At 73.8% G+C, this 21,499-nt stretch carries 15 protein-coding genes and 2 tRNA genes; 13 read left to right on the forward strand and 4 right to left on the reverse strand.

What is annotated here, in order from left to right:
• Window positions 1-36: 36 nt before the first annotated feature.
• Window positions 37-903 carry a bifunctional DNA primase/polymerase gene (locus ACWCPN_RS06560; protein WP_451202852.1) on the reverse strand — a complete coding sequence of 289 codons (867 nt, stop codon included), beginning with the start codon at window positions 901-903 and terminating at the stop codon, window positions 37-39.
• Window positions 904-1,273: 370 nt separating this feature from the next.
• Between ACWCPN_RS06560 and ACWCPN_RS06565 the strand changes: the two genes are divergently transcribed.
• From ACWCPN_RS06565 to ACWCPN_RS06575, 3 genes are all read left to right on the forward strand, one after another.
• Window positions 1,274-1,531, forward strand: a complete 258-nt coding sequence (locus ACWCPN_RS06565; RefSeq protein WP_199211159.1) for a hypothetical protein — start codon at window positions 1,274-1,276, stop codon at window positions 1,529-1,531.
• Between the two features lie 266 nt (window positions 1,532-1,797).
• The gene (locus ACWCPN_RS06570) at window positions 1,798-2,355 is read left to right on the forward strand and encodes a SigE family RNA polymerase sigma factor (protein WP_199211158.1); all 558 of its coding nucleotides are present in this window, start codon (window positions 1,798-1,800) and stop codon (window positions 2,353-2,355) included.
• Window positions 2,356-2,478: 123 nt separating this feature from the next.
• Window positions 2,479-4,137 carry a long-chain fatty acid--CoA ligase gene (locus ACWCPN_RS06575; RefSeq protein ID WP_451202856.1) on the forward strand — a complete coding sequence of 553 codons (1,659 nt, stop codon included), beginning with the start codon at window positions 2,479-2,481 and terminating at the stop codon, window positions 4,135-4,137.
• Between the two features lie 83 nt (window positions 4,138-4,220).
• On the opposite strand, the gene ACWCPN_RS06580 is transcribed toward ACWCPN_RS06575, so the two are convergent.
• Together ACWCPN_RS06580 and ACWCPN_RS06585 are read right to left on the reverse strand one after the other, a co-directional pair.
• Window positions 4,221-8,732 (reverse strand): PAS domain-containing protein, encoded by a 4,512-nt coding sequence (locus tag ACWCPN_RS06580; protein ID WP_451202858.1) that lies wholly within the window; start codon window positions 8,730-8,732, stop codon window positions 4,221-4,223.
• A gap of 271 nt (window positions 8,733-9,003) precedes the next feature.
• Window positions 9,004-9,561, reverse strand: coding sequence for an SSI family serine proteinase inhibitor (locus tag ACWCPN_RS06585; protein WP_451202860.1), 558 nt, complete (start codon window positions 9,559-9,561; stop codon window positions 9,004-9,006).
• Window positions 9,562-9,743: 182 nt separating this feature from the next.
• Between ACWCPN_RS06585 and ACWCPN_RS06590 the strand changes: the two genes are divergently transcribed.
• The 3 genes from ACWCPN_RS06590 to ACWCPN_RS06600 all read left to right on the forward strand — a co-directional run bounded on the left by ACWCPN_RS06590 (window position 9,744) and on the right by ACWCPN_RS06600 (window position 12,031).
• Window positions 9,744-9,834, forward strand: a tRNA-Ser gene (locus ACWCPN_RS06590).
• Window positions 9,835-10,029: 195 nt separating this feature from the next.
• Window positions 10,030-10,102: transfer RNA gene (locus ACWCPN_RS06595), tRNA-Arg, on the forward strand.
• Between the two features lie 480 nt (window positions 10,103-10,582).
• Entirely contained in the window at window positions 10,583-12,031 is a 1,449-nt protein-coding gene (locus ACWCPN_RS06600; RefSeq protein WP_451202863.1) for a serine/threonine-protein kinase, read from the forward strand.
• Between the two features lie 311 nt (window positions 12,032-12,342).
• On the opposite strand, the gene ACWCPN_RS06605 is transcribed toward ACWCPN_RS06600, so the two are convergent.
• Window positions 12,343-12,834 carry a MarR family winged helix-turn-helix transcriptional regulator gene (locus ACWCPN_RS06605; protein WP_365122087.1) on the reverse strand — a complete coding sequence of 164 codons (492 nt, stop codon included), beginning with the start codon at window positions 12,832-12,834 and terminating at the stop codon, window positions 12,343-12,345.
• A 90-nt stretch (window positions 12,835-12,924) separates the two neighbouring features.
• On the opposite strand from ACWCPN_RS06605, the gene ACWCPN_RS06610 reads away from it, so the two are divergent.
• From ACWCPN_RS06610 to ACWCPN_RS06640, 7 genes are all read left to right on the forward strand, one after another.
• Complete coding sequence (locus ACWCPN_RS06610; RefSeq protein ID WP_451202865.1) at window positions 12,925-13,290, forward strand: HGxxPAAW family protein; 366 nt, start codon at window positions 12,925-12,927, stop codon at window positions 13,288-13,290.
• 84 nt (window positions 13,291-13,374) lie between these two features.
• On the forward strand, window positions 13,375-14,256 hold the full coding sequence (locus ACWCPN_RS06615; protein WP_451202868.1) for a DUF2797 domain-containing protein: 882 nt from the start codon (window positions 13,375-13,377) through the stop codon (window positions 14,254-14,256).
• 118 nt (window positions 14,257-14,374) lie between these two features.
• Complete coding sequence (locus ACWCPN_RS06620; protein ID WP_451202871.1) at window positions 14,375-15,115, forward strand: response regulator transcription factor; 741 nt, start codon at window positions 14,375-14,377, stop codon at window positions 15,113-15,115.
• Window positions 15,112-16,731 carry a sensor histidine kinase gene (locus ACWCPN_RS06625; protein ID WP_451202873.1) on the forward strand — a complete coding sequence of 540 codons (1,620 nt, stop codon included), beginning with the start codon at window positions 15,112-15,114 and terminating at the stop codon, window positions 16,729-16,731. The genes ACWCPN_RS06620 and ACWCPN_RS06625 overlap by 4 nt, the downstream gene beginning before the upstream one ends.
• 14 nt (window positions 16,732-16,745) lie before the next feature.
• Window positions 16,746-18,284 carry a glycosyltransferase gene (locus tag ACWCPN_RS06630; RefSeq protein ID WP_451202876.1) on the forward strand — a complete coding sequence of 513 codons (1,539 nt, stop codon included), beginning with the start codon at window positions 16,746-16,748 and terminating at the stop codon, window positions 18,282-18,284.
• Entirely contained in the window at window positions 18,281-20,485 is a 2,205-nt protein-coding gene (locus ACWCPN_RS06635; RefSeq protein WP_451202878.1) for an ArnT family glycosyltransferase, read from the forward strand. Before ACWCPN_RS06630 ends, ACWCPN_RS06635 begins: the two co-directional genes overlap by 4 nt.
• Before the next feature lie 251 nt (window positions 20,486-20,736).
• Window positions 20,737-21,495: a TetR/AcrR family transcriptional regulator gene (locus ACWCPN_RS06640; RefSeq protein ID WP_451202880.1), complete on the forward strand. Its 759-nt coding sequence runs from the start codon at window positions 20,737-20,739 to the stop codon at window positions 21,493-21,495.
• The last annotated feature ends 4 nt before the right edge of the window (window positions 21,496-21,499 follow it).

Genomic DNA, 21,499 nt, shown 5'->3' on the forward strand with positions numbered 1-21,499 from the left:
GGACCCGCGCGCGGTGTCCGGCGGACCGGGCGGCCGTCAGGGCCGGTGGCCGGTCATGCGGGCCGCGGAGGCGATCGTCGCGCGGGCCTCGCGTTCGGTCAGGCCGGTGTCGACGGCCGCTTCGACCAGGGGGGCCAGCAGGGCGGGGCCGACGCCGTTCTCGTAGGCGCGGCATGCCGCCCAGAACAGGCGGGTGTTGCGCTGGCCCTCGTGTGCGGTCAGCACGAAGTGGATCAGGCCCCGCCCGTGGTCGCCCGCCGGCTGCGGTGCCGGGTGCGCGGCGCGCGGCGGGGGCAGCAGCAGGCGCAGCAGGGCCGGCGGGCACGCGGCCGGGCCCAGGTGGGCGGTGCCCGGTGCGGTCGCGTACACGCCGTGGTCGGTGCGGGAACCCGGGCCGACGAGGTAACCGCCGGCGCCGCGGATGTCGATGCCGGGGGCGAGCCGGCCGGCGGAGTTGGGGACGACCACGTCCGGCGGGCCGGTCAGCCACAGGTGGCGGCCGCCGCTCGGGGTGATCACCACGACCGTCGGGGGAATCGTGAACAGGTGCCGCAGGGCCAGTTCGCGCAGCGCGGCCGAGGCGTCGGTGCCCGTCTTGGTGTCGAGGTCGACGCCGATGAGGTGGTGCGGGGGCAGCCCGCAGGCGATGCCGTAGCCGCCGGCCCGGGGCGCGGCGGCGAACAGCTCACGGATGCGGGCGGGGTCGGAGGAGGCGTCGTACACGCCGTGCCCGAAACGGCCGCACTCGCCGTGGCAGGAGGTGGGGCCGGGGTCGTCGTGGTGGGGGGAGCGCAGGGCCGGGAGCTTGTTCCGGGACAGGGGGATGACGGCCAGTCCGCGTTCGGCGGCTGACAGGGCGTGTGCGAGGGCCAGCGTCGTGGCCTGCCGGTCGGTGGTGGCCATGACTCCATGTTCGTACGTACGTTCGAAAAAGGAAAGGGGTGCCCCGGCGGCGCGCCGGGAGCGGGGGTTTCGTCCGGAAATGCGGCGGAACGATTCATCCCTTGCGTGGCCGCAGGGGCGGAAGGTCCGTGTCACGGGCGCGTGCGACGTCGGCCGGATAAAGGTGGTGAAAGGGGTTTATCGACATGTCATCACGCTTGCGTGCTAATGATGCTGTTAGGGGTGGTTGGCCGGGAATCGGTGGGCAAGTCTGGACGTGCGACGTCGTTCATGACAGCCGTGGCGGTCGGCCAACCGCCCTGACTCAAGCCGTACTTCACGGACCTTCCGGCCCTCCCGGCCGGAAGGTGCCCGGTTCTGGAGGGACAACATGGCAAGTATCCGTACCGCCCGCGTTCTCGCCGCCGTCTCCGCACTACCGCTCGCGGCCGCGCTCTTCACCGGCGTCGCGGGTGCGGACAACGGCGCCCTCGCGGGCGACGGATCGACCGCCGGTGTGGCGAGCCTCGCCGGCAGCGGCGTCGGCCGTGACAACGGCGGGAACGTCGCGCAGATCAACGGCTCCGAACTCGCGGCCCTCCAGCAGGGCACCGAGAACGTGGCCTTCCACTTCAGCCCGCTGTGGTGAGCCGGGGCGGGGGCCCTTGGGGTGAGGGTCCCCGCGCGGTGTGCTTCGGGGTCGCATGACGGCTGCGCGGCGGTGCTTCGGTACCGCCGCGCAGCCGTTTCCCGCGGCCCGGCGGGTCGGCCCGCAGGGGAGAACCCGCAGAGGACGTCATCGCGCGGTCCACCTTCAGGAGGTGTGGCGGGCCCCACCCCTACAACCTGAGGGGGACACGGCATCGGGACCTGGGGCCGATCCGGGGAGGGCCGGTCCGCTCCTAGCGTGGAGCCATGACCACACCCGTCTGCACCAGCGCCTCGGCCGCCGCCGCACCGGCGCGGCAGACCCACTCGTTCCCGTCGTTCGCGTCGTACGTGCGGGCCCGCCAGCCGGTGCTGCTGCGCACCGCGCGGTCGCTGACCGCCAACCCGAGCGACGCCGAGGACCTGCTGCAGACCGCGCTGACCAAGACCTACGTGGCCTGGGAGCGGATCGAGGACCACCGGGCACTGGACGGCTATGTGCGCCGGGCGCTGCTGAACACCCGTACCTCGCAGTGGCGCAAGCGCCGGGTCGACGAGTTCGTCTGCGACGAACTGCCCGAACCCGAGCCCGCCCCCGGCGCGGCGGACCCGGCCGAACGGCAGGCGCTGCGCGACGCCATGTGGCGGGCGATCACCAGGCTGCCCGCACGGCAGCGGGCGATGGTCGTCCTCAGGTACTACGAGGACCTGAGCGAGGCCCAGACGGCCGAGGTGCTCGGCGTCTCGGTGGGCACGGTGAAGTCGGCGGTCTCCCGGGCCCTGGGCAAACTGCGCGAGGATCCCGAGCTGGGTCCGGTCCGCTAGCGGGCGTCCCGGGACCCGTCGTCAAACTGTTTCTCTTCTCCTAGTGACATACCGCGCGGTATGTGAGCAGAATCAGCGCAACCCCGACCACCGCGCAGGCAAAGTCGCCCCGGGAGGACCGCCGTGCTGAGCACCATGCAGGACGTACCGCTGCTGATCTCGAGGATCCTGACCCACGGGTCGACGGTCCACGGGTCGTCGCGGGTGACCACCTGGACCGGCGAGGCCGAGCCGCACCGCCGTACCTTCGCCGAGATCGGGGCCCGCTCGGCACAGCTCGCCCACGCGCTGCGGGACGGACTCGGGGTGCGCGACGACGACCGTGTCGCGACGCTGATGTGGAACAACGCCGAGCACGTCGAGGCGTACTACGCCATCCCCTCCATGGGCGCGGTGCTGCACACGCTGAACCTCCGGCTGCCCGCCGAGCAGTTGGTGTGGATCGTCAACCACGCCGCGGACCGGGTGATCGTCGTCAACGGCTCGCTGATCCCGCTGCTCGCGCCGCTGCTGCCCAAGCTCCCGACGGTGGAGCACATCGTCGTCTCCGGCCCCGGCGACCGCGCCCCGCTCCAGGGCGCCACCGCGCGTGTGCACGAGTACGAGGAGCTGATCGCCGGCCGGCCCACCGCCTACGACTGGCCGGAGCTGGACGAGCGTCAGGCCGCCGCCATGTGCTACACCTCCGGCACCACCGGCGACCCCAAGGGCGTGGTGTACAGCCACCGTTCGATCTACCTGCACTCCATGCAGGTCAACATGACCGAGTCGATGGGCCTGACCGACCAGGACACCTCGCTGGTCGTGGTCCCCCAGTTCCACGTCAACGCCTGGGGTCTGCCGCACGCCACGTTCATGACCGGCGTCAACATGCTGATGCCGGACCGCTTCCTGCAGCCCGCCCCGCTCGCCGAGATGATCGAGCGGGAGCGGCCGACGCACGCGGCGGCCGTCCCCACCATCTGGCAGGGACTGCTCGCCGAGCTGACCGCCCGCCCCCGGGACGTCTCCGCCCTCACCCAGGTCACCATCGGCGGTTCGGCCTGTCCGCCCTCCCTCATGGAGGCCTTTGACGGACTCGGCATGCGGGTCTGTCACGCGTGGGGCATGACGGAGACCTCCCCGCTGGGCACGGTGGCCCGCCCGCCGGCCCACTCGGTCGGCACCGACGAGGAGTTCGGGTACCGCCTGACCCAGGGCCGCTTCGCGGCCGGAGTGGAGGCCCGGCTCACCGGCCCCGGCGGCGAGCGCATCGCGTGGGACGGGGAGTCGGCGGGTGAGCTGGAGGTGCGCGGCCCCTGGATCGCGGGCGCCTACTACAACGGCCCCGAGGCCGAACCGCTGCGTCCCGCCGACAAGTTCAGCGAGGACGGCTGGCTGAAGACCGGTGACGTCGGCACCATCTCCCCCGACGGCTTCCTCACCCTCACCGACCGCGCCAAGGACGTCATCAAGTCCGGCGGCGAGTGGATCTCCTCGGTCGAGCTGGAGAACGCGCTGATGTCCCACCCGGACGTCGCGGAGGCCGCCGTGGTCGCCGTACCGGACGACAAGTGGGGCGAGCGCCCGCTGGCCACGGTGGTCCTCCGGGAGGGCGCGAGCGCCGACTTCGAGACGCTGCGCGCGTTCCTCGCCGAGGAGGGCAAGATCGCCAGGTGGCAGCTCCCCGAGCGCTGGACGGTCATCGCGACGGTCCCGAAGACCAGCGTCGGGAAGTTCGACAAGAAGGTGCTCCGCAGGCAGTACGCGGAGGGCGGCCTGGACGTGACCAGGCTCGGCTGACGCCCGGCGCGTGAACGACAGCCCCCGGCAGGCGCCGGGGGCTGTTCGCCGTTCGGGGCGGGGGCGGCGCCGGGCCGTCCCCGCTAGTTCGTCCCGATGCCGGCCAGCAGGTCGACGATCCGGCTCTGCACCTCGGGGCTGGTGGACCGCTCGGCGAGGAACAGCACGGTCTCACCGGAGGCCAGCCGGGGCAGGTCGGCCGGATCGACGGCCGCGGTGTAGACGACCAGCGGGGTGCGGTTGAGCTGCCCGTTCGCACGCAGCCAGTCGATGATCCCGCTGAACCCGGCCTGCCGGCGGTGCACCTGCATCAGGTCCATCACCACGAGGTTCGGCCGGAACTGCCCCGCCAGCGTCACCGCGTCCGCGTCGCTCGCGGCCCGCGCCACCTGCATCCCGCGCCGCTCCAGCGTCGAGGTCAGCGCCAGCGCGATCTCCGCGTGCTCCTCGATCAGCAGCACCCGCGGCGGATGCTGTTCGCTGTCCCGCGGCGCCAGCGCCTTCAGCAGGACGGCGGGGTCGGCGCCGTACGCCGCCTCGCGCGTCGCCTGCCCGAGTCCGGCCGTGACCAGCACCGGCACCTCGGCGGCGACCGCCGCCTGGCGCAGCGACTGCAGCGCGGTACGGGTGATCGGCCCGGTGAGCGGGTCCACGAACAGCGCGGCGGGGAAGGCCGCGATCTGCGCGTCGACCTCCTCACGGGAGTGCACGACGACCGGTCGGTAGCCGCGGTCGCTCAGCGCCTGCTGGGTCGTCACGTCCGGCGCGGGCCACACCAGCAGCCGGCGCGGGTTGTCCAGCGGCTCCGGCGGCAGCTCGTCGTCCAGCGGCTGCGGGCGCGGGGTGTCGGCGACCTCCACCGCACCACCGGGACCGTCCAGCGGCTCCGGCCCCTCGGCCGCGTTCGCGTCCGGGGCGCCTATGGCGTACGACCGTCCGCCGCCCTCGGCGGTGGGGGCGAGCCGGGACTGCCCCGCGAGCGACGGCTGCGCGGGCGGCTGTTCGGCCGGCGGATGCGGCCGGGCACCCTGCTCCGGCTGCGCCTCCTGGCGCGCGGAGGGGTCGGGCGGCGTGCCCAGCTTCCGCCGGCGGCCGGAACCGCCGGGCGCGTGCGGGGGCGGGGTGGGCGTCGTCTGCTGGACCTGAAGGGCCTGCCGCGCGAACGGCACGCCCTGCCCGAGCGTACGGACACTGATCGCCCGGCCCTGGGTGGAGTCGGGGTCACCGGCGGCGTTCCCCGGTGCCTCGGCGGGCAGGGGCTGCGCGGGGGGCAGCGGCTGCGCGACGGCGTGCTCCGGGGGCAGCGGCGTTCCGGACGCGGGGGTGGCGGCCGGGCCCGGCTGCCGCGCCGGGGGCACGGTCACGCCCGCGCCGGAGGTGGCGTCGGCACCGGGCCACTGCTGCGGTACGGCGGCCGCGGGGGTGCCGGCGGCCGGGGTGACCAGGCCGCCCTGGGGCGCCGGTGCCTGGCCCGCGGCCGCCTCGGCGGGCAGTGGCTGGGCGGCCGGGGGAGTGGCCTGCGCGGTGGCGGGCTGCTGTCCCTGGACGGGCTGGTGCGCCGCGGCGTCGGCCGGCGCGGGCACGGGCACTCCCTGAGCCGGGGTTCCCTGGGCGGGCACGCCCTGGCCGTGGGTGCCGTGTGCGGGCACGCCCCGGCCGTGGGTGCCCTGTGCGGGAACCGGCCGGGCGGGGGGTACGGGCGCGGCCTGGCCGGCGGCGCCCTGCGCGGGCACCGCGGCGTGCGGCACCGCCACCGGCTGACCGGGGGCGGCCTGAGCCGGCACACCGGCATGGACCGCGCCGCCCGGCTGCCCCGCGGGGCCCGCCGGTGCGGCCGCACCCTGCGCCGGAATACCGGGCCCCGGAGCCGGCTGTCCGGCCGGTCCGGTGACGGCCTGCCCGGGAGCGGGCTGCGCGTGAGCCGCCTGCGCGGGAACGGTTCCGGCCGGGGCCTGGGCCGGAGCGTGGGCGGCCGGGGCGGGGCCCTGAACCGGCTCCGCCGCCTGCGCCGCCTCGCCCGGCTGGGCCACGGCCCGCCGCCGACGGCCGGTCGGTGCGCTGGTGGGGTGCGGCTGCGGCGGGGTGTGGTCCTCGGTCTGGGCGGGCGTCATGGCGTCGTGCCGGCCGTCGTCGTCCGTGCCGCCTGCGACGGCCACGGGGGTCTGACCGGCACCCGGCACCTGACTGGCCACCTGGGTCCGAGCGGCCACCGGTGCCGGGCCGGTCACCGGTGCCTGAGCGGTCACCGGGGTCTGACCGGCCACCAGCATCTGACCGGTGCCCGTCGCCGTTCCGGCGGAGCCGGGCGAACGGTCGGCCTCGGCGGGCGGCAGGGCGAAGACCGTACGGGCGACGGACTCCTGCGCCGCCGCCCGCTCCTGCGCCGCGGCCAGCGCCCGCCGGCGCCGGCCGGTCGGCTGCGCGTCGTCGGCGGCCGCACCGGTTCGGGCCTGCTCCGCACCGGCCGCGGGCAGCGCGGGCGGCAGGGCGGCCTGCGGCGCGTCCGGGTCCCGCCGGGCACGGCGGCCCGTGGGCACGGGCACGCCCTGCGGCGGCACGGCGGCCCCGAGTCCGTTGCCCGCGGCGGCGGTACCCGCGGCATGCTCGGCCGCCGTCATCACGGCACCCTCGCTCACGCCCTCGCCACCGGTGCCGGGCTCGGCGGCCCGGCCGCGTCGCCGTCCGGTCGCGGCCTCCTGGGCCTCGGCCACCACCGGGGCCGCCGCCTCGACGGCGGCCGCCGCACGCCGGCGCCGCCGCCCGGTCGGCGAGGGCGCCTCCGCCCCGTCGGCGGGCTCCTCGGACTCACCGGGGAGGTCGCTCTCCAGGAAGGCGTCGGTGGAGGCCCGGCGGGCCCGGCGCCGTCCGCCGGCCGGCCCGGCACCCTCCGCCGGGGCCTCCAGGGCGTCCGGGACCTGGGCGGCGACCGCTCCGGCCCCGCCGCCGAGCGGCACTTCGAGCACGTACGCGCTGCCGCTCATGCCCGGCACCTCGTGCGTCTGCAGCACTCCGCCGTGCGCCCGGACGATCCCGCGCACGATCGGCTCGTGCACCGGGTCTCCCCCGCCGTACGGCCCGCGCACCTCGATCCGCGCGACCTCGCCGCGCTGGGCGGCCGCGACCACGACCGTGTTGTCCATGTATCCGCCCGCCGAGACGGGCGCGTTGCCGGTGGCGTCGACACCGGCCACGTCGGCGACGAGATGCGCGAGCGCGGTGGCGAGCCGCTGCGCGTCGACCTCGGCCTCGATGGGCGGCGCGTGCACGGCGAACTGCACCCGGCCGGGCCCGATCAGCTCGACGGCCCCCTCCACACCGGCCGCGACGACGGCGTCGAGCATCACCTTCGTACGGGCGATGTCCTCGCTGCCCGCGTCGAGGTGCTGGTAGCCGAGCACGTTGTCGATCAGCGTGGTGATGCGCGAGTACCCGGCGGACAGGTGGTGCAGCACCTGGTTGGCCTCGGGCCACAGCTGCCCGGCGTCGTCGGCGGCCAGGGCGGACAGTTCGCGGCGCAGTTCGTCCAGCGGTCCGCGCAGCGACCGGCCCAGCAGCGTGAGCAGTTGCTCGTGCCGCCCGGCGAGCGCCTCGAAGCGGTCCTTCTCCCGCTCGCCGAGGGCGGCGTACCGCTCCTCGCCGGCCGCCAGCTCCTCCTGGTGCTGCTCGCGCAGTTCCTCGAGCTCGGTGACGTGCGCCTGGCGCAGCGCGGTCAGATCGGAGGCATGCTCCTCGGAGAGCCGCTCCAACTCGTCGGCGTGCGCCTTCTCCAGGGCGGACTTCTCGTCGGCGAGATCGTCGTACGGCCGGCGGTCGGTGAAGGTCATCACGGCGCCGACGAGCTGGTCGCCGTCGCGCACCGGCGCGGTGGTCAGGTCGACCGCGACCTGGTCCCCGCCCTTGGACCACAGCACCTGCCCGCGCACCCGGTGCTTGCGCCCGGAGCGCAGGGTGTCGGCGAGCGGGGACTCCTCGTACGGGAAGGGCGAGCCGTCGGCGCGCGAGTGCAGCACGAGGGTGTGCAGCTCCTTGCCGCCCAGCTCACCGGCCCGGTACCCCAGTATCTGGGCGGCGGCCGGGTTGACCAGCACGATCCGCCCGTCGGTGTCGGTGCCGACGACACCCTCCGACGCCGCCCGCAGGATCATCTCGGTCTGCCGCTGCGAACGGGCCAGCTCGGCCTCGGTGTCCACGGTTCCCGACAGGTCGCGCACCACGAGCATCAGCAGCTCGTCACCGGTGTAGCCGTAACCGTCGTACGCCTGCTGCCCGTTCTCCAGATTCGCGCTCGTGACCTCGACCGGGAACTCGGTCCCGTCGGTCCGCCGCGCGATCATGCGGGTCGGCTTGGTCCGCCCGCGCGGGTCCATGTGATCGGGCCGCCGCATGGAGCCGGGGATGAGACGGGAGTCGAACTGCGGCAGCAGATCGAGCAGCCCGCGTCCGACGAGCGCGGTCCCCGGCGCCTCGAAGGCCTCCAGGGCGATGGTGTTGGCGTTGACGACGGTTCCGTTGGCGTTGACCAGGACCAACGCGTCGGGCAGCGCGTCGAGTATGGCTGCGAGGCGAGCAGCGCCTCGGGATGGCCTGCTGCTCACGAGACGCTTCCTCCTTGTCACCGCACCTTGCCTGCCGCTCGGGCCATCTTGCCAACGGGCCCGCGGGGTGTCACGCGAGGGAGTCTAAGGGCACGGGTTGCGCCCGCGACGCCGGATGAGAGGGAGGTCGCACGACGAAGTGACGGCGAACATGTGACCGTACGCGTCTGCCGTGCGGCGGGCCGCCTCCCGGTCCCGTTCCGCGCCCCTCCCGGCTCCGCGAGACCTTCGCGGGACCTTTACGTGAGCGACGGCCGCGCACGGGGACCGCCTACGCGGGCGGGGCGAGGTCCGGCAGCAGCGGCACCATCCGGTCCCAGCGCCCGATCTCGCATCCATTGGCCCGGTCGTACGCGGCGTCGACCGGGCGCCCGGCCCAGGTGCCGGTGACCCGGGCGGTGGCCGGCCCGCCGTAGACCAGGGTGCAGACGCTGTCGGGGGCGACCGGGGCGAAGGTGTCCCGGCCCCACTGCGTGTTCGCGTCGAGCGTCCGGCAGGCTCCCGCCGCGTCCGGGTGGTTCCCGGCCGTGGGGTGGCAGGACACCTCGTACGTCCCGTCCAGCCCGCGGCCCGCGTGCCGGACGACGACGGTGAGGTGATCACCGGTCTCGTCCTCGGGGCGCGCCGGCGGGGGCATGAGACCCGCGCCGGGCGGGTTGGGCGCGAGGTGCGCGAGGTGTGCGAGGTGTGCGGCTGTGGCCACCGGTGCCACCGGTGCCACCGGTGCCACCGGGGCGGCCGTGGCCGCTGGGGCGGCGAGGGCGGACAGGGACGGGACCGAGAGGGCGGCGAGGGCCGACACCAGGACGCCCCGCGGGACGAACGACATGACAGAGACCATGCCCTGATCAACGCCCGCGGCCCCCGGACGTTGCGGCGCCGCACCGCCGGGCGAAGCCCTTTGCCCTGTGACCCCGGTGCCTAGTACCGTGGGGGTCGATTGGTGACAGCACGCTCGACTGTGTCATCATCTGCACGCACCAGTCGCGCGCTCGCGTGAGTGGTTGTGCTGGAGGCGTCGCCTAGTCCGGTCTATGGCGCCGCACTGCTAATGCGGTTTGGGCCTTAAAGCCCATCGAGGGTTCAAATCCCTCCGCCTCCGCGCCCATCCCGAAGCCCCGGTCCCAGGACCGGGGCTTCGGCGTTGTCGGCTCCACCCGCTCTGATCCGCGTTTTCGCAGGTCACAAGGGGTGTGCGAATCGGATTTCACATGACGGCGGCAGTCATGTAATGTTCTTCCTGTCGCCGCGAGCGGGCCGGAAGGGCCGGGAGCGGAAGACGAAAACGAAAGAACAAGCACTCGTAGCTTAACGGATAGAGCATCTGACTACGGATCAGAAGGTTGCAGGTTCGAATCCTGCCGAGTGCACATAGGTTGAAGGCCCCGGAGAGATCCGGGGCCTTCTGCGTTTCGGGTCGTACAGCAGCTAAGTACAGCAACGGCGTCAGTCGGCGCCGCCCATGGCATCGGAGAGCTTGCCGAGCGCGGCCCGCACCTCTTCCTCGCTGGCGGGTCAGGTTCCCCGGCTCGACGGGCGTCCCGTACTTCGTCGTGAAGATCAGCCCGCGGGCGTCCTGCCGCAGCTCCCCGGCCGCCTTCCGGTCCCCGGTCTGCTGGGCACGTCGCATTCGGGGCGCCCGGAGGCAGAACTCGGGGAGCGGGGGGAGATCGACGCCTGCGCGGCGCCCGGCCGGAACGGTCGAGGACGACATCCGCGATGCGGAGGAGAGGCTGAGTCGACTATTTTCGCCAGGTAGGAGGCGCGGTTCTCGGGTACCTGCGGTAACAACAACTTTTGCCATACGGCAACTCATGCTGCGCGGCCCTGGGAGAAAAATGACAGCCCCCGTGGACACCCCGATCCCTGAGCCCTCGCAGGCATCCAGGCTTGCGGGTCGGTACGAGCTGGGTGAACATCTGGGGGCCGGCGGTGCCGCGGACGTCTACCGTGCCACGGACCTACGGCTCAGCCGTCCGGTGGCGGTCAAGGTCTTCCGGTTGGGGACCGGCACGGGCCTGAAGGACCGGTTCGAGGACGAAGCCCTCGTACTGGCCCGCCTGCACCATCCGGGACTGGTCACCGTCTTCGACGTCGGCCGCCACGACGGGCAGGCCTTTCTCGTCATGCAACTCGTCGAAGGCAGCACCCTGCGCAGGCACATCACCGAAACAACCATGACCGTTCCCGCTCTGGTCGAGCTCGGGATCCGGCTGGCCGAGGCCCTCGCACACGTACACCGGGCGGGAGTCCTGCACCGAGACGTCAAGCCGTCCAACATCCTGCTGGACGCGCAGAACCGTCCCTACCTCACCGACTTCGGCATCTCCCGGGCGCTCGACGCCACCGCGTCCACGCAGGACGGCGCCCTCGTGGGAACCGCCGCATACATGGCCCCCGAGCAGGTCACCGGCCGGCGCGTCGAACAGAAGGCCGACGTCTACGCTCTCGGTCTCGTACTGCTGGAGTGCCTGACGGGACGTCTGGAATACGAGGGCGCCCCGCTGGAGTCCGCGGTCGCCCGCCTGCATCGGCCGCCGCGGATACCCAGGCGACTGCCGGCGGAACTGCGCAGGCTCCTGGCCGCCATGACCGCGACCGAGGCAGCGGACCGGCCTGATGCGCAGACTTGCGCGGCAGCCCTGTCGAGACTGCAGCGCAGCGGAGAAGCTGCCAGCGCTGCGATGACAGCAGGCGGCCTACCGGATGACCTACAGCCCGGCTCCGGCCGCGGCCCCCGTCGCGCAGGGAGCCGATCGCCTTACCGACGTCGCAGGAGGACGCTCGCCGCGGCCGGAGCGCTGGTCACCGCGACAGTGCTCGGGATAACGGCGCCGACCTGGGGCTCCGATGCCCCTACCGAGCATGAGTCGTCCGCGGTCCCGTCCACCCCTCAGAAGACCTCGGCGTCCGCCGGCAGCAGCGAACACAAAGATGCGAACAGCGCTACCAACCCGGTCAGGACAGGGGAGCCGGTGCCCACCGTTGCCGTAGCCGCGTCCGCCGCTCGTGGGACTGCCACTTCCGCCCGAACGGGGAAGTCGGTGCCATCAGTTGCCGTAGCGGCCGAGGACGTGCTTCGAACCTCGGCGTCGCCCCCCTCGGCTCGGCTCTCGCGGCCAGCCGGCAACAAGGGTCACCATCACGCCGAAGACAAGGGCCACCATCACGCCGAAATGAGGACCGGGGACAGGGACGAGGATTCCGGACCCAGCGGCGAGCATGTGGCCAAGCGTGGGCCGAAAGCGGAGAAGGACAAGCCGGACAAGGGCAGAAGCCGAGGCAAACCGCGCCGGTAGTGACGGGCGGGAGGGGCCGTCTCGCTGTGCCGAGTGGGGAGGTCATGGGCGGCGGTGCTCCAACACCCAGGCTGCTCGACTTGCTGCCGAGCCGGTGCGGACGTCAGGTGCGATCTTGAACGACCCACTGATGCGCAGTGGGGTCGGAGTACGGCAGCGGAGTACGGCAACCGCAGGTGCAGGTTCGAATCCTGCCGAGTGCAGACAGGTTGAAGGCCCCGGAGAGATCCGGGGCCTTCTGCGTTTCCGGAAAAGCGCCGCACCCGCCGCGGCCTCCGGCGCCGGAACGGGCTCGCGGTGGGGGCGGTTGCTCAGCACTCCTCCCGCGGGTCGTCGCGGTTCAGCTTTTCCAGGTACTCGTGGGCCAGGGCCGTCGCCCGGGTGAACCAGTCGGTGATCACCGACAGCTCCTCGGGGGAGTAGTCGGCGAACAGGGCCGTGACGCGCTGGTAGTGGCCGGCGTACACCGCCTCGACGCGGGCCACCGCCGCCGGGACGGGCGCCACCCGGACGCGGCGGCGGTCGGCCGGGTCGGGGCGGCGGGTGACGTAGCCCGCGCGTTCGAGGCGGTTGAGGATTCCGGTGACCGCGCCGGTGGTCACATGGGCCCGGGCCGCGAGGTCGCCGGCCGTGAGCAGTTCCTCGCCCGCTTCCAGGACGAAGCCGAAGCAGGTGAGGTCGGTGACGTTCAGGCCCAATCGCCGGGCCAGTTCCTGCTGGCCGATCAGGTGGGCGGCGATGAGGTGGTCCATCGCCGACAGCGCCCGCGCCGGATCGGCGGGCGGTCGGTTCGTGCCGTCCATCTTCCTTAATCCCTTAGCTCGTGAGATATTCGTTGGGTAAATGTCTTAGCCCGTGAGAGAACTTCTGTCGCTGTCCCTGGAGGCGGCCTTATGAGTCTGTACGACGAGGGTCACACGATCGCCGGCTGGACCGGCGCCGGCGTCGCGACCGTCGGAAGCGGCGTGCTGGGGTGGGGCGTGTGCGCGGCCTCGGCGGCATGGGTGGCCGGCGGCCTGGCCGTCGTCGCCGCGAGCGTCCTGGTCACCTGGGCACTGCACCTGTCCGGCTGGGGCAAGCCCCCGGGCGTGCGGCCGCGGGCGCAGTGGGGCATGCGGCTCCGGGACACCCAGGCCCGTGAGGGCCACCCGGGCTGCGTCGGCTGCCGTCTGGCGGGCCGTGGGCGGCGGCGCTCGAACGCCGTGGCGGTGCCCGGCGGGGCGGGCGCCGGACCGGTACCTCTGTCCTCCGTCGACTGAACACCCTTTCGGTGGGGGGAGCCGTTGGCGCCCGGCGTGCGGCCCCCGGGGCACTGTCGGTGGCCTCCCTTACCCTCACGGGTGATGGGAAGCGTGTGGAGGTGTTCGGGGCTGCGGTGGGCGGCGGACGGTCCCGTGCTGGTCTGGGACGGGGGGCGGCGCAGCGGGCTGTCCTGGGGGAAGAGAGTCGCCTTCGCCGTGCCGGAGGGGGCCGTGCGGCGGTGCGTCGGCGCCCGGGGGAACGCGTGTCCGGTGACGGCCGCGGTGCCGGGGCGCGGCAGGGGGGCCCGGTGCGAGGAGTGCGCGCGGCTGGACCGGGCGCACTCGGTGGCCGCCGACACCCTCGCCGGCGATCCGCGGCCGTACCGGGTGTACCTGGCCTGGTTCGGGCCCGGCATGGTCAAGGTCGGGATCACCGCCGTCGAGCGCGGTCCGGCGCGGCTGCTCGAGCAGGGTGCCGTCTGTTTCACCTGGCTGGGTGCCGGTCCGCTGATGGCCGCCCGGCGGACCGAGGAACTGCTGCGGGCCGCGCTCCGGGTGCCGGACCGCATTCCGTACGCCGACAAGCGGGCCGTGCGCGCGGCGTTGCCCGGGACGGCGGCCGAACGAGCTGCCGAGGTGGAGGAGTTGCACGCGCGGGCCGTCGCGCTCGGCGGGTGGCCGGAGTCGCTCGGCCGGGAGCCGTGCCGGGTGGTGGACCACATGGAGCGGTTCGGGCTCCTCGACCCGGCGGCAGCCGCTGCCGCCGCGGATGTCGTGGAGCTGGTGCCGGGCGGGGCCGTGAGCGGGGAGCTGGTCGCGGCCGCCGGGCCCGATCTGCATCTGGCGGTCGGCGGGCGGCGCGGGGTCGTCGTCCTCGACACGCGGCTGATGAGCGGGTGGGAGGTGGTTCCCCGGTCGTCGGAGTCCGGTGAACTAAGCCTGCCGGTGCGCGACTTCGCCAGGGAGCCGGACGGGTTGTTCTGACGGCGCGGGCGGCGGCGGGCGGTTCCCAGGTGTCTCCTGAGAACCACCTGTGTGTTTCTCAGGAAAATCACAGACTGGGGAAAGTGTCTTCTCAGAGGGCCCCGACAGGGTGTCCACCATGACCACGACCTCGCCCCAGGGGCGCACCGAACTGCTGAGGCCGGACGGGAGCCCCGTCCGCGTGCTTGTGGTGGACGACGAACTGTCGATCACCGAACTGCTGAGCATGGCTCTTCGCTACGAGGGCTGGCAGATCAGGAGCGCGGGCGACGGGCAGGGCGCCGTCCAGACGGCCCGCGAGTTCCGGCCCGACGCCGTCGTCCTGGACATGATGCTGCCCGACATGGACGGGCTGGCCGTTCTGCAGCGGCTGCGCCGCGAGCACCCCGACGTGCCCGTGCTCTTCCTGACGGCCAAGGACGCGGTGGAGGACCGGATCGCCGGGCTCACCGCGGGCGGCGACGACTACGTCACCAAGCCGTTCAGCCTGGAGGAGGTCGTGGCCCGGCTGCGCGGACTGATCCGGCGCTCCGGCGCGACCGACCGGAGGTCCGACTCCGTGCTCGTCGTCGGTGACCTGACCCTGGACGAGGACAGCCACGAGGTGTCGCGGGGCGGGGACGACATCCACCTGACCGCCACCGAGTTCGAGCTGCTGCGCTTCCTGATGCGCAACCCGCGGCGCGTGCTCAGCAAGGCGCAGATCCTGGACCGCGTGTGGTCGTACGACTTCGGCGGGCAGGCCAACGTCGTCGAGCTGTACATCTCCTACCTGCGCCGGAAGATCGACGCCGGCCGGGAACCGATGATCCACACCCGCCGCGGAGCCGGTTACCTGATCAAACCCGCCGTGTCATGAGCGGACGACGACGGCCGCGTCCGCGGAGACGGGCGGGACAGCCGCGCACCCTGCGGACCCGGCTCGTCGTCGCGTCGGTGGTGCTGATCGCCGTGGTCTGCTCGGTGATCGGCACCGTCACCACGCTGGCGCTGCGCTCGCATCTGTACGACCAGCTCAACGGCCAGCTCGACGAGGTCGCCGCACGCGCGTCCGGCTCCTTCGGCCCGCCGGGCGAGGCACCCGGGGGCGGCATGGCACCGGGCGGGCAGAAGCCCAGGACGCATCCCCCGGTCCTCACCGACTTCGTCACCCGGGGCCCGCAACCGCAGGGCACCGTCGCGGCCGCGGTCGAGAACGGTGTGATCACCGACGCCAGGCGCGGCGAGCAGTCCGCCAGCGACTACGAGATGAAGGCGAAGCCGCTGACCGGGGCGCAGACCGCCGCCCTTCAGGCCGTTCCGCGGGAGGACGGGGGACAGCACACCGTCGACCTGCCCGGCCTCGGCGAGTACCGGGTCGAGTACCGGACCGGTGGCAACGGCGCCTACTACGTCGCCGTGCCGACGGCAACGGTCGACAACACGATCGACACCCTGGTCCTCGTCGAGATCAGTGTCACCGCGGCCGGCCTCGTCGCGGCCGTCATCGCCGGCTACGCGCTCGTCGGCGTCGCCACCCGGCCGCTGCGCAAGGTCGCCGCCACCGCCACCCGGGTGTCCGAACTGCGCCTGCACACCGGCGAGGTGAACCTGAGCGAGCGGGTGCCCGACTCGGAGTGCGACCCGCACAGCGAGGTCGGCCAGGTGGGCGCCGCGCTCAACCGCCTGCTCGACCATGTGCACGGCGCGCTGCACGCCCGGCAGCAGAGCGAGACCCGGGTACGGCAGTTCGTCGCCGACGCCAGCCACGAACTGCGCACCCCGCTCGCCTCCATCCGCGGCTACGCCGAGCTCACGCGGCGCGGCCGTGAAGAGGTCGGCCCCGACACCCGGCACGCCCTCGGCCGTATCGAGTCCGAGGCCGGGCGGATGACCTTCCTCGTCGAGGACCTCCTCCTGCTCGCCCGGCTCGACGCGGGACGTCCGCTGCGGTTCGGTCAGACCGATCTCGTGCCGCTCGTCGTCGACACCGTCAGCGACGCCCGCGCGGCCGGCCTGGACCACAACTGGCGGCTCGACCTGCCCGACGCGCCGGCCCCGGTGTCCGCGGACGCGGCCCGCCTGCAGCAGGTGCTGGTCAACCTGCTGGGCAACGCCCGCAACCACACCCCGCCGGGGACGACCGTCACCGCGCGCGTGCAGCGGCGCGGGGCGTGGATGTGCGTCGACGTCGAGGACGACGGGCCGGGCATCCCGCCCGAGCTGCTGCCGCACGTCTTCGAGCGGTTCGCCCGCGGGGACTCCGCCCGCTCACGGGCCACCGGGTCCACCGGTCTGGGGCTCGCCATCGTGCAGGCCGTCGCGGCCGCGCACGGCGGCGCCGTGACCGTGGACAGCGTGCCGGGACGGACCGTCTTCACCGTGCACCTGCCCGCGCTCGGCCCCACCGGCGTGCGCCCGGACCCGGGGCCGGACCGGGAATCGCACTCACAGGCACAGCACAGTGCCACCACATGGGTGGAACAGGGCGCCTGAGCAGAGTCGGTGCCATGCGAACCGACCCTTCTCCCGGCACCCTGCCGGCGCGGGAGCACCTCCCGGCCGGAAACGCCGGTACACCTGTCCTGGACGTAGTGATCCCCGTCTACAACGAGGAGAAGGACCTCGAGCCGTGCGTGCGCAGACTGCACGAGCACCTCGCGCGCACCTTCCCCTACGCCTTCCGCATCACCGTCGCGGACAACGCCTCCACGGACGGCACCCCGCGGGTGGCGGAGCGGCTGGCGGCGCGGCTTCCCGGGGTCACCGCGTTCCGGCTGGAGCAGAAGGGCCGCGGCCGGGCCCTGCGGACGGTGTGGTCCGCGTCCGAGGCACCGGTCCTCGCGTACATGGACGTCGATCTGTCCACGGACCTCAACGCCCTGCTGCCGCTGGTGGCACCGCTGATCTCGGGCCACTCCGACCTCGCGATCGGCTCCCGGCTCGCCCCTGCCTCACGGGTCGTGCGGGGCCCCAAGCGGGAGTTCATCAGCAGGGCCTACAACCTGATCCTGCGCGGCTCGCTGCAGGCCCGGTTCTCGGACGCGCAGTGCGGGTTCAAGGCCATCCGGCGGGACGTGGCACAGGTGCTGCTGCCGCTGGTGGAGGACACCGGCTGGTTCTTCGACACCGAGATGCTGGTGCTCGCCGAGCGGGCCGGGCTGCGGATCCACGAGGTGCCGGTCGACTGGGTCGACGACACCGACTCGACCGTGCACATCGTGCGCACCGCCACCGACGACCTCAAGGGCGTGTGGCGCGTCGGGCGGGCGCTGGCCACCGGTTCGCTGCCGCTGGACCGGCTCACCCGGCCTTTCGGGGACGACCCGCGCGACCGTGAGATCCAGGACGTGCCCCGCGGTCTCGCCCGCCAGCTCGTCGGGTTCTGCGTGGTCGGCGGCCTGTCGACGCTGTTCTACCTGCTGCTGTACAGCGTCTTCCGGCAGTTCTCCGGCTCGCAGGTCGCCAACGCGCTCGCGCTGCTGGTCTCGGCGGTCGCCAACACGGCCGCCAACCGCCGTCTGACGTTCGGGGTGCGCGGCCGGGGCGGTGCGGTCCGCCACCAGGCGCAGGGGCTGGTCGTCTTCGGCATCGGACTCGCCCTGACCAGCGGCTCCCTGGCCGCCCTGGACGCGGCCGGCGGCAGCCCCGCGCACTCCACCGAGCTGGCGGTGCTCATCGCCGCCAACCTCGCGGCGACCGTGCTGCGCTTCCTGCTCTTCCGGGCCTGGGTCTTCCCGGACCGCCCCGGAGAGGAGCCGGTCTCCACCGTGGCCGCCTCGCACACCCCGCCCGCGTACACCCCGCCCGTGCCGGCCCAGGCCACGGCGTCCTCGCCGACGTACGCCACCACGTCCGCGCCGGCCCGCACCACGCCCGCGCCGTACCGGGCGGAGGGGCCGCTCCCGCGCCGCCCGCTGCCGTACGGCCCGTACCAGACCACCGCCCAGGTCCGCGCCGGTGAAGCCGCGGACGGCTCCTGGAGGGACGGCACCCTGCCGCTGCAGCCGGTGCGCCCTCACCACACCGACCCGGGGGACCCCCGATGACCACGCACTTCGACCAGCCCGCCCAGCAGGGCGCCCCCGCCGCCTGGGGTCCGCCCCCCGCGGCTCCCCCGTCGGCCCCGGAGGCGGCCGAGCCCCGTCCGCCCTTCGGGTCCCGGGTGTGGCGCGGCCGCCCCGAGGACCCGCGCTGGGCGCGGCCGGCCCTCCTCGGCCTGCTGGCCCTCACCCTCGTCACCTACCTGTGGGGCCTGAGCGCCTCCGGCTACGCCAACTCCTTCTACTCGGCGGCCGTGCAGGCGGGCAGCAGGTCCTGGAAGGCCTTCTTCTTCGGCTCGCTGGACGCGGGCAACGCCATCACCGTGGACAAGCCCTCGGCCTTCATGTGGCCGATGGAGCTGTCGGTGCGGATCTTCGGCCTGAACTCGTGGGCGATCCTCACCCCCCAGGTGCTCATGGGCGTCGGCACGGTGGCGGTCGTGCACGCCGCGGTACGGCGCCGGTTCGGCCCCGCCGCCGGTCTGGTCGCGGGCGCGGTGCTCGCGCTCACCCCGGTCGCCGCGCTGATGTTCCGGTTCAACAACCCGGACGCGCTGCTGGCCCTGCTGATGTCGCTGGCCTGCTGGTTCGTCGTCCGAGCGGTGGAGGACGGGCGGACCCGGTGGCTGGTGTGGGCGGGCGTCGCGATCGGCTTCGCGTTCCTCGCCAAGACCCTGCAGGCGTTCCTGGTCCTGCCGCCGCTGGCGCTCGTCTACGCCGTCTGCGGTCCGGTCCGGCTGCGCAGGCGGCTGGGGCAACTGGCCCTGGCGACCGTAGCGCTCGTGGTGGCGGGCGGCTGGTGGGTCGCGATCGTCGAGCTGTGGCCGGCCTCCTCCCGCCCCTACATCGGCGGTTCGCAGAACAACAGCTTCCTCGAGCTGACCTTCGGCTACAACGGCCTCGGCCGGATCAGCGGCGACGAGACCGGCAGCGTCGGCGGCGGTGGCGGCGCGGGCGGCTCCGGCCAGTGGGGGGAGACCGGCTGGGACCGGATGTTCGGCTCCGAGATCGGCGGCCAGATCTCCTGGCTGATCCCGGCCGCCCTGCTCCTGCTCGTCGCCGGCCTGTGGGCCACCCGCGGCGCCCGCCGGACGTCGGCCACGCGCGCCTCGTTCCTGGTGTGGGGCGGCTCGCTGCTCATGACCATGGCGGTCTTCAGCTTCATGGCGGGCATCTTCCACCAGTACTACACGGTGGCCCTCGCCCCCTACGTCGCCGCCGTCACCGGCATGGGCGCCGGGCTGCTGTGGGACCGGCGCCGGGAGACCTGGGCGTCGATCACGCTGGCCGCCGCCGTGGTGGCCGCGGCCGCCTGGGGCTACGTCCTGCTCGACCGCACCTCCGACTACCTGCCCTGGCTGCGGTGGCTGGTGCTGGTCGGTGGCCTCGCGGCCGCGTTCGGACTCGTCTTCGCCGGGCGGATCCCCCGTCGTCCGGCGCTCGCCGCGGCGGCGCTCGGCCTGGTGGCCGCGCTGGCCGGCCCGGCCGCGTACACCCTCAGCACGGTGAACTCGGCGCACACCGGCTCCATCCCGACGGCCGGCCCGGCGGGCGCGAGCATGATGGGCTTCGGCGGCGGCCGCCCGGGCGGCGGCGACGGCGGGATGCCGGGCGGCTTCGGCGGCGGGATGCCGGGCCAGAACCAGCAGAACCCGCAGAACCAGCAGGGCGGCCCGAACGGGAACGGGAGCCGGCCGGGCCAGGGCCAGGGCTTCCCCGGCGGGGGCATGCCGGGCCGGAACGGCGGCACCCAGGGCCAGGGCCGGCCGAACGGGAACGGCTTCCCGGGCGGCGGTGCCACGGGCGAGGGCGGCCGCGCGGGCGGCGGTGGCGCCGGCGGGCTGCTGGACGGGGCGCAGGTCGGCTCGGCGGCCAGGAGGCTGCTGGAGACGGACGCGGGCCGGTACACCTGGGTCGCCGCCTCCATCGGCTCCCAGAACGCCGCGAGCTACCAGCTCGCCACCGGCGAGCCGGTGATGGCGATCGGCGGCTTCAACGGCACCGACCCGTCCCCGACCCTGGCCGGGTTCAAGAAGTACGTGGCCGAAGGGAAGATCCACTACTTCATCGCCGGCGGCGGCATGGGCGGTGGCATGGGCGGCGACGGCAGTGGTTCGGCGTCCGCGATCAGCTCGTGGGTGCAGAGCAACTTCAAGAAGGTGACGGTCGGTTCGGCCACCTTCTACGACCTGACGAAGAGCGCCTGACGAAGAGCGCCTGACGAAGAACGGCCGGCGACGCCGTGCACCGCGGGGCCCCGGCCGCGCGGTGCACGGCACGTCCTTCTCCCCCGGTCGGGTCGGCTCCCGCACGGACCGCCTAAGAGCCGTCGGCCCTGGGTATGCGTGCCGCTGCGGGCGGTGTGCGGTCGGCCGCGCCCAGGCGGCGGAGCCCCGTACCGACACGGCCGCGCGCCCCGTGTCCGGGGCGGTGACCGGAGTTCGAGAGAGGTGCGTCGGTGGCCAGGACCGGTGACGGGTCGGCGCGGGGCAGTGTCTGGCTGGCGGCGGGGGCACGGCGCGGTGGACGCGGCGGCCAGCCTTCGGGCCTGGACCGGGAGCGGATCACCGCCGTCAGCGTGCGGCTGCTGGACGCCGAGGGCCTGGCGAAGTTCTCCATGCGGCGGCTGGCCGCCGAGCTGAACGTCACCGCGATGTCCCTGTACTGGTACGTGGACACCAAGGACGACCTCCTCGAACTCGCCCTCGACGCCGCCTACGGCGAACTCGGACTGCCGGACCCGGAGGACGGCGGCGCCGACTGGCGGGAGCAACTGCGGGCGCTGGCCGGCGAGTACCGGGCGCTGCTGGTGCGCCACGCCTGGCTTTCGCCCCTGGCCGGGCGCTACCTCAACATCGGCCCCAACGCGCTGGCGTTCTCCCGCGTCGTCCAGCGTGTCGTCCGCCGCGCCGGACTGCCCGCGCACGGCGTCACCGGCGCCATCTCGGCCGTCTTCCAGTTCGTCTACGGCTACGGCACGGTCGAGGCCCACTTCCTCGCCCGGACGGCGGACACCGGGCTGACCGCGGACGAGTACTACCGCCAGGCCCTGAGCCTGGTCGCCGAGGACCCCGGGACCGCCGAGATGTTCCGGGAGTCCCGGGAACTGATGGCGGCCCGGGGCGGCGACACGGTCGGCGAGATGATGGACCGGGACTTCCGGTTCGCCCTGGACCTGCTGATCGCCGGCATCGAGGCGATGGTCGCCAGGGGCTGACCGC

The sequence above is a fragment of the Streptomyces sp. NPDC002386 genome, assembly GCF_053593175.1.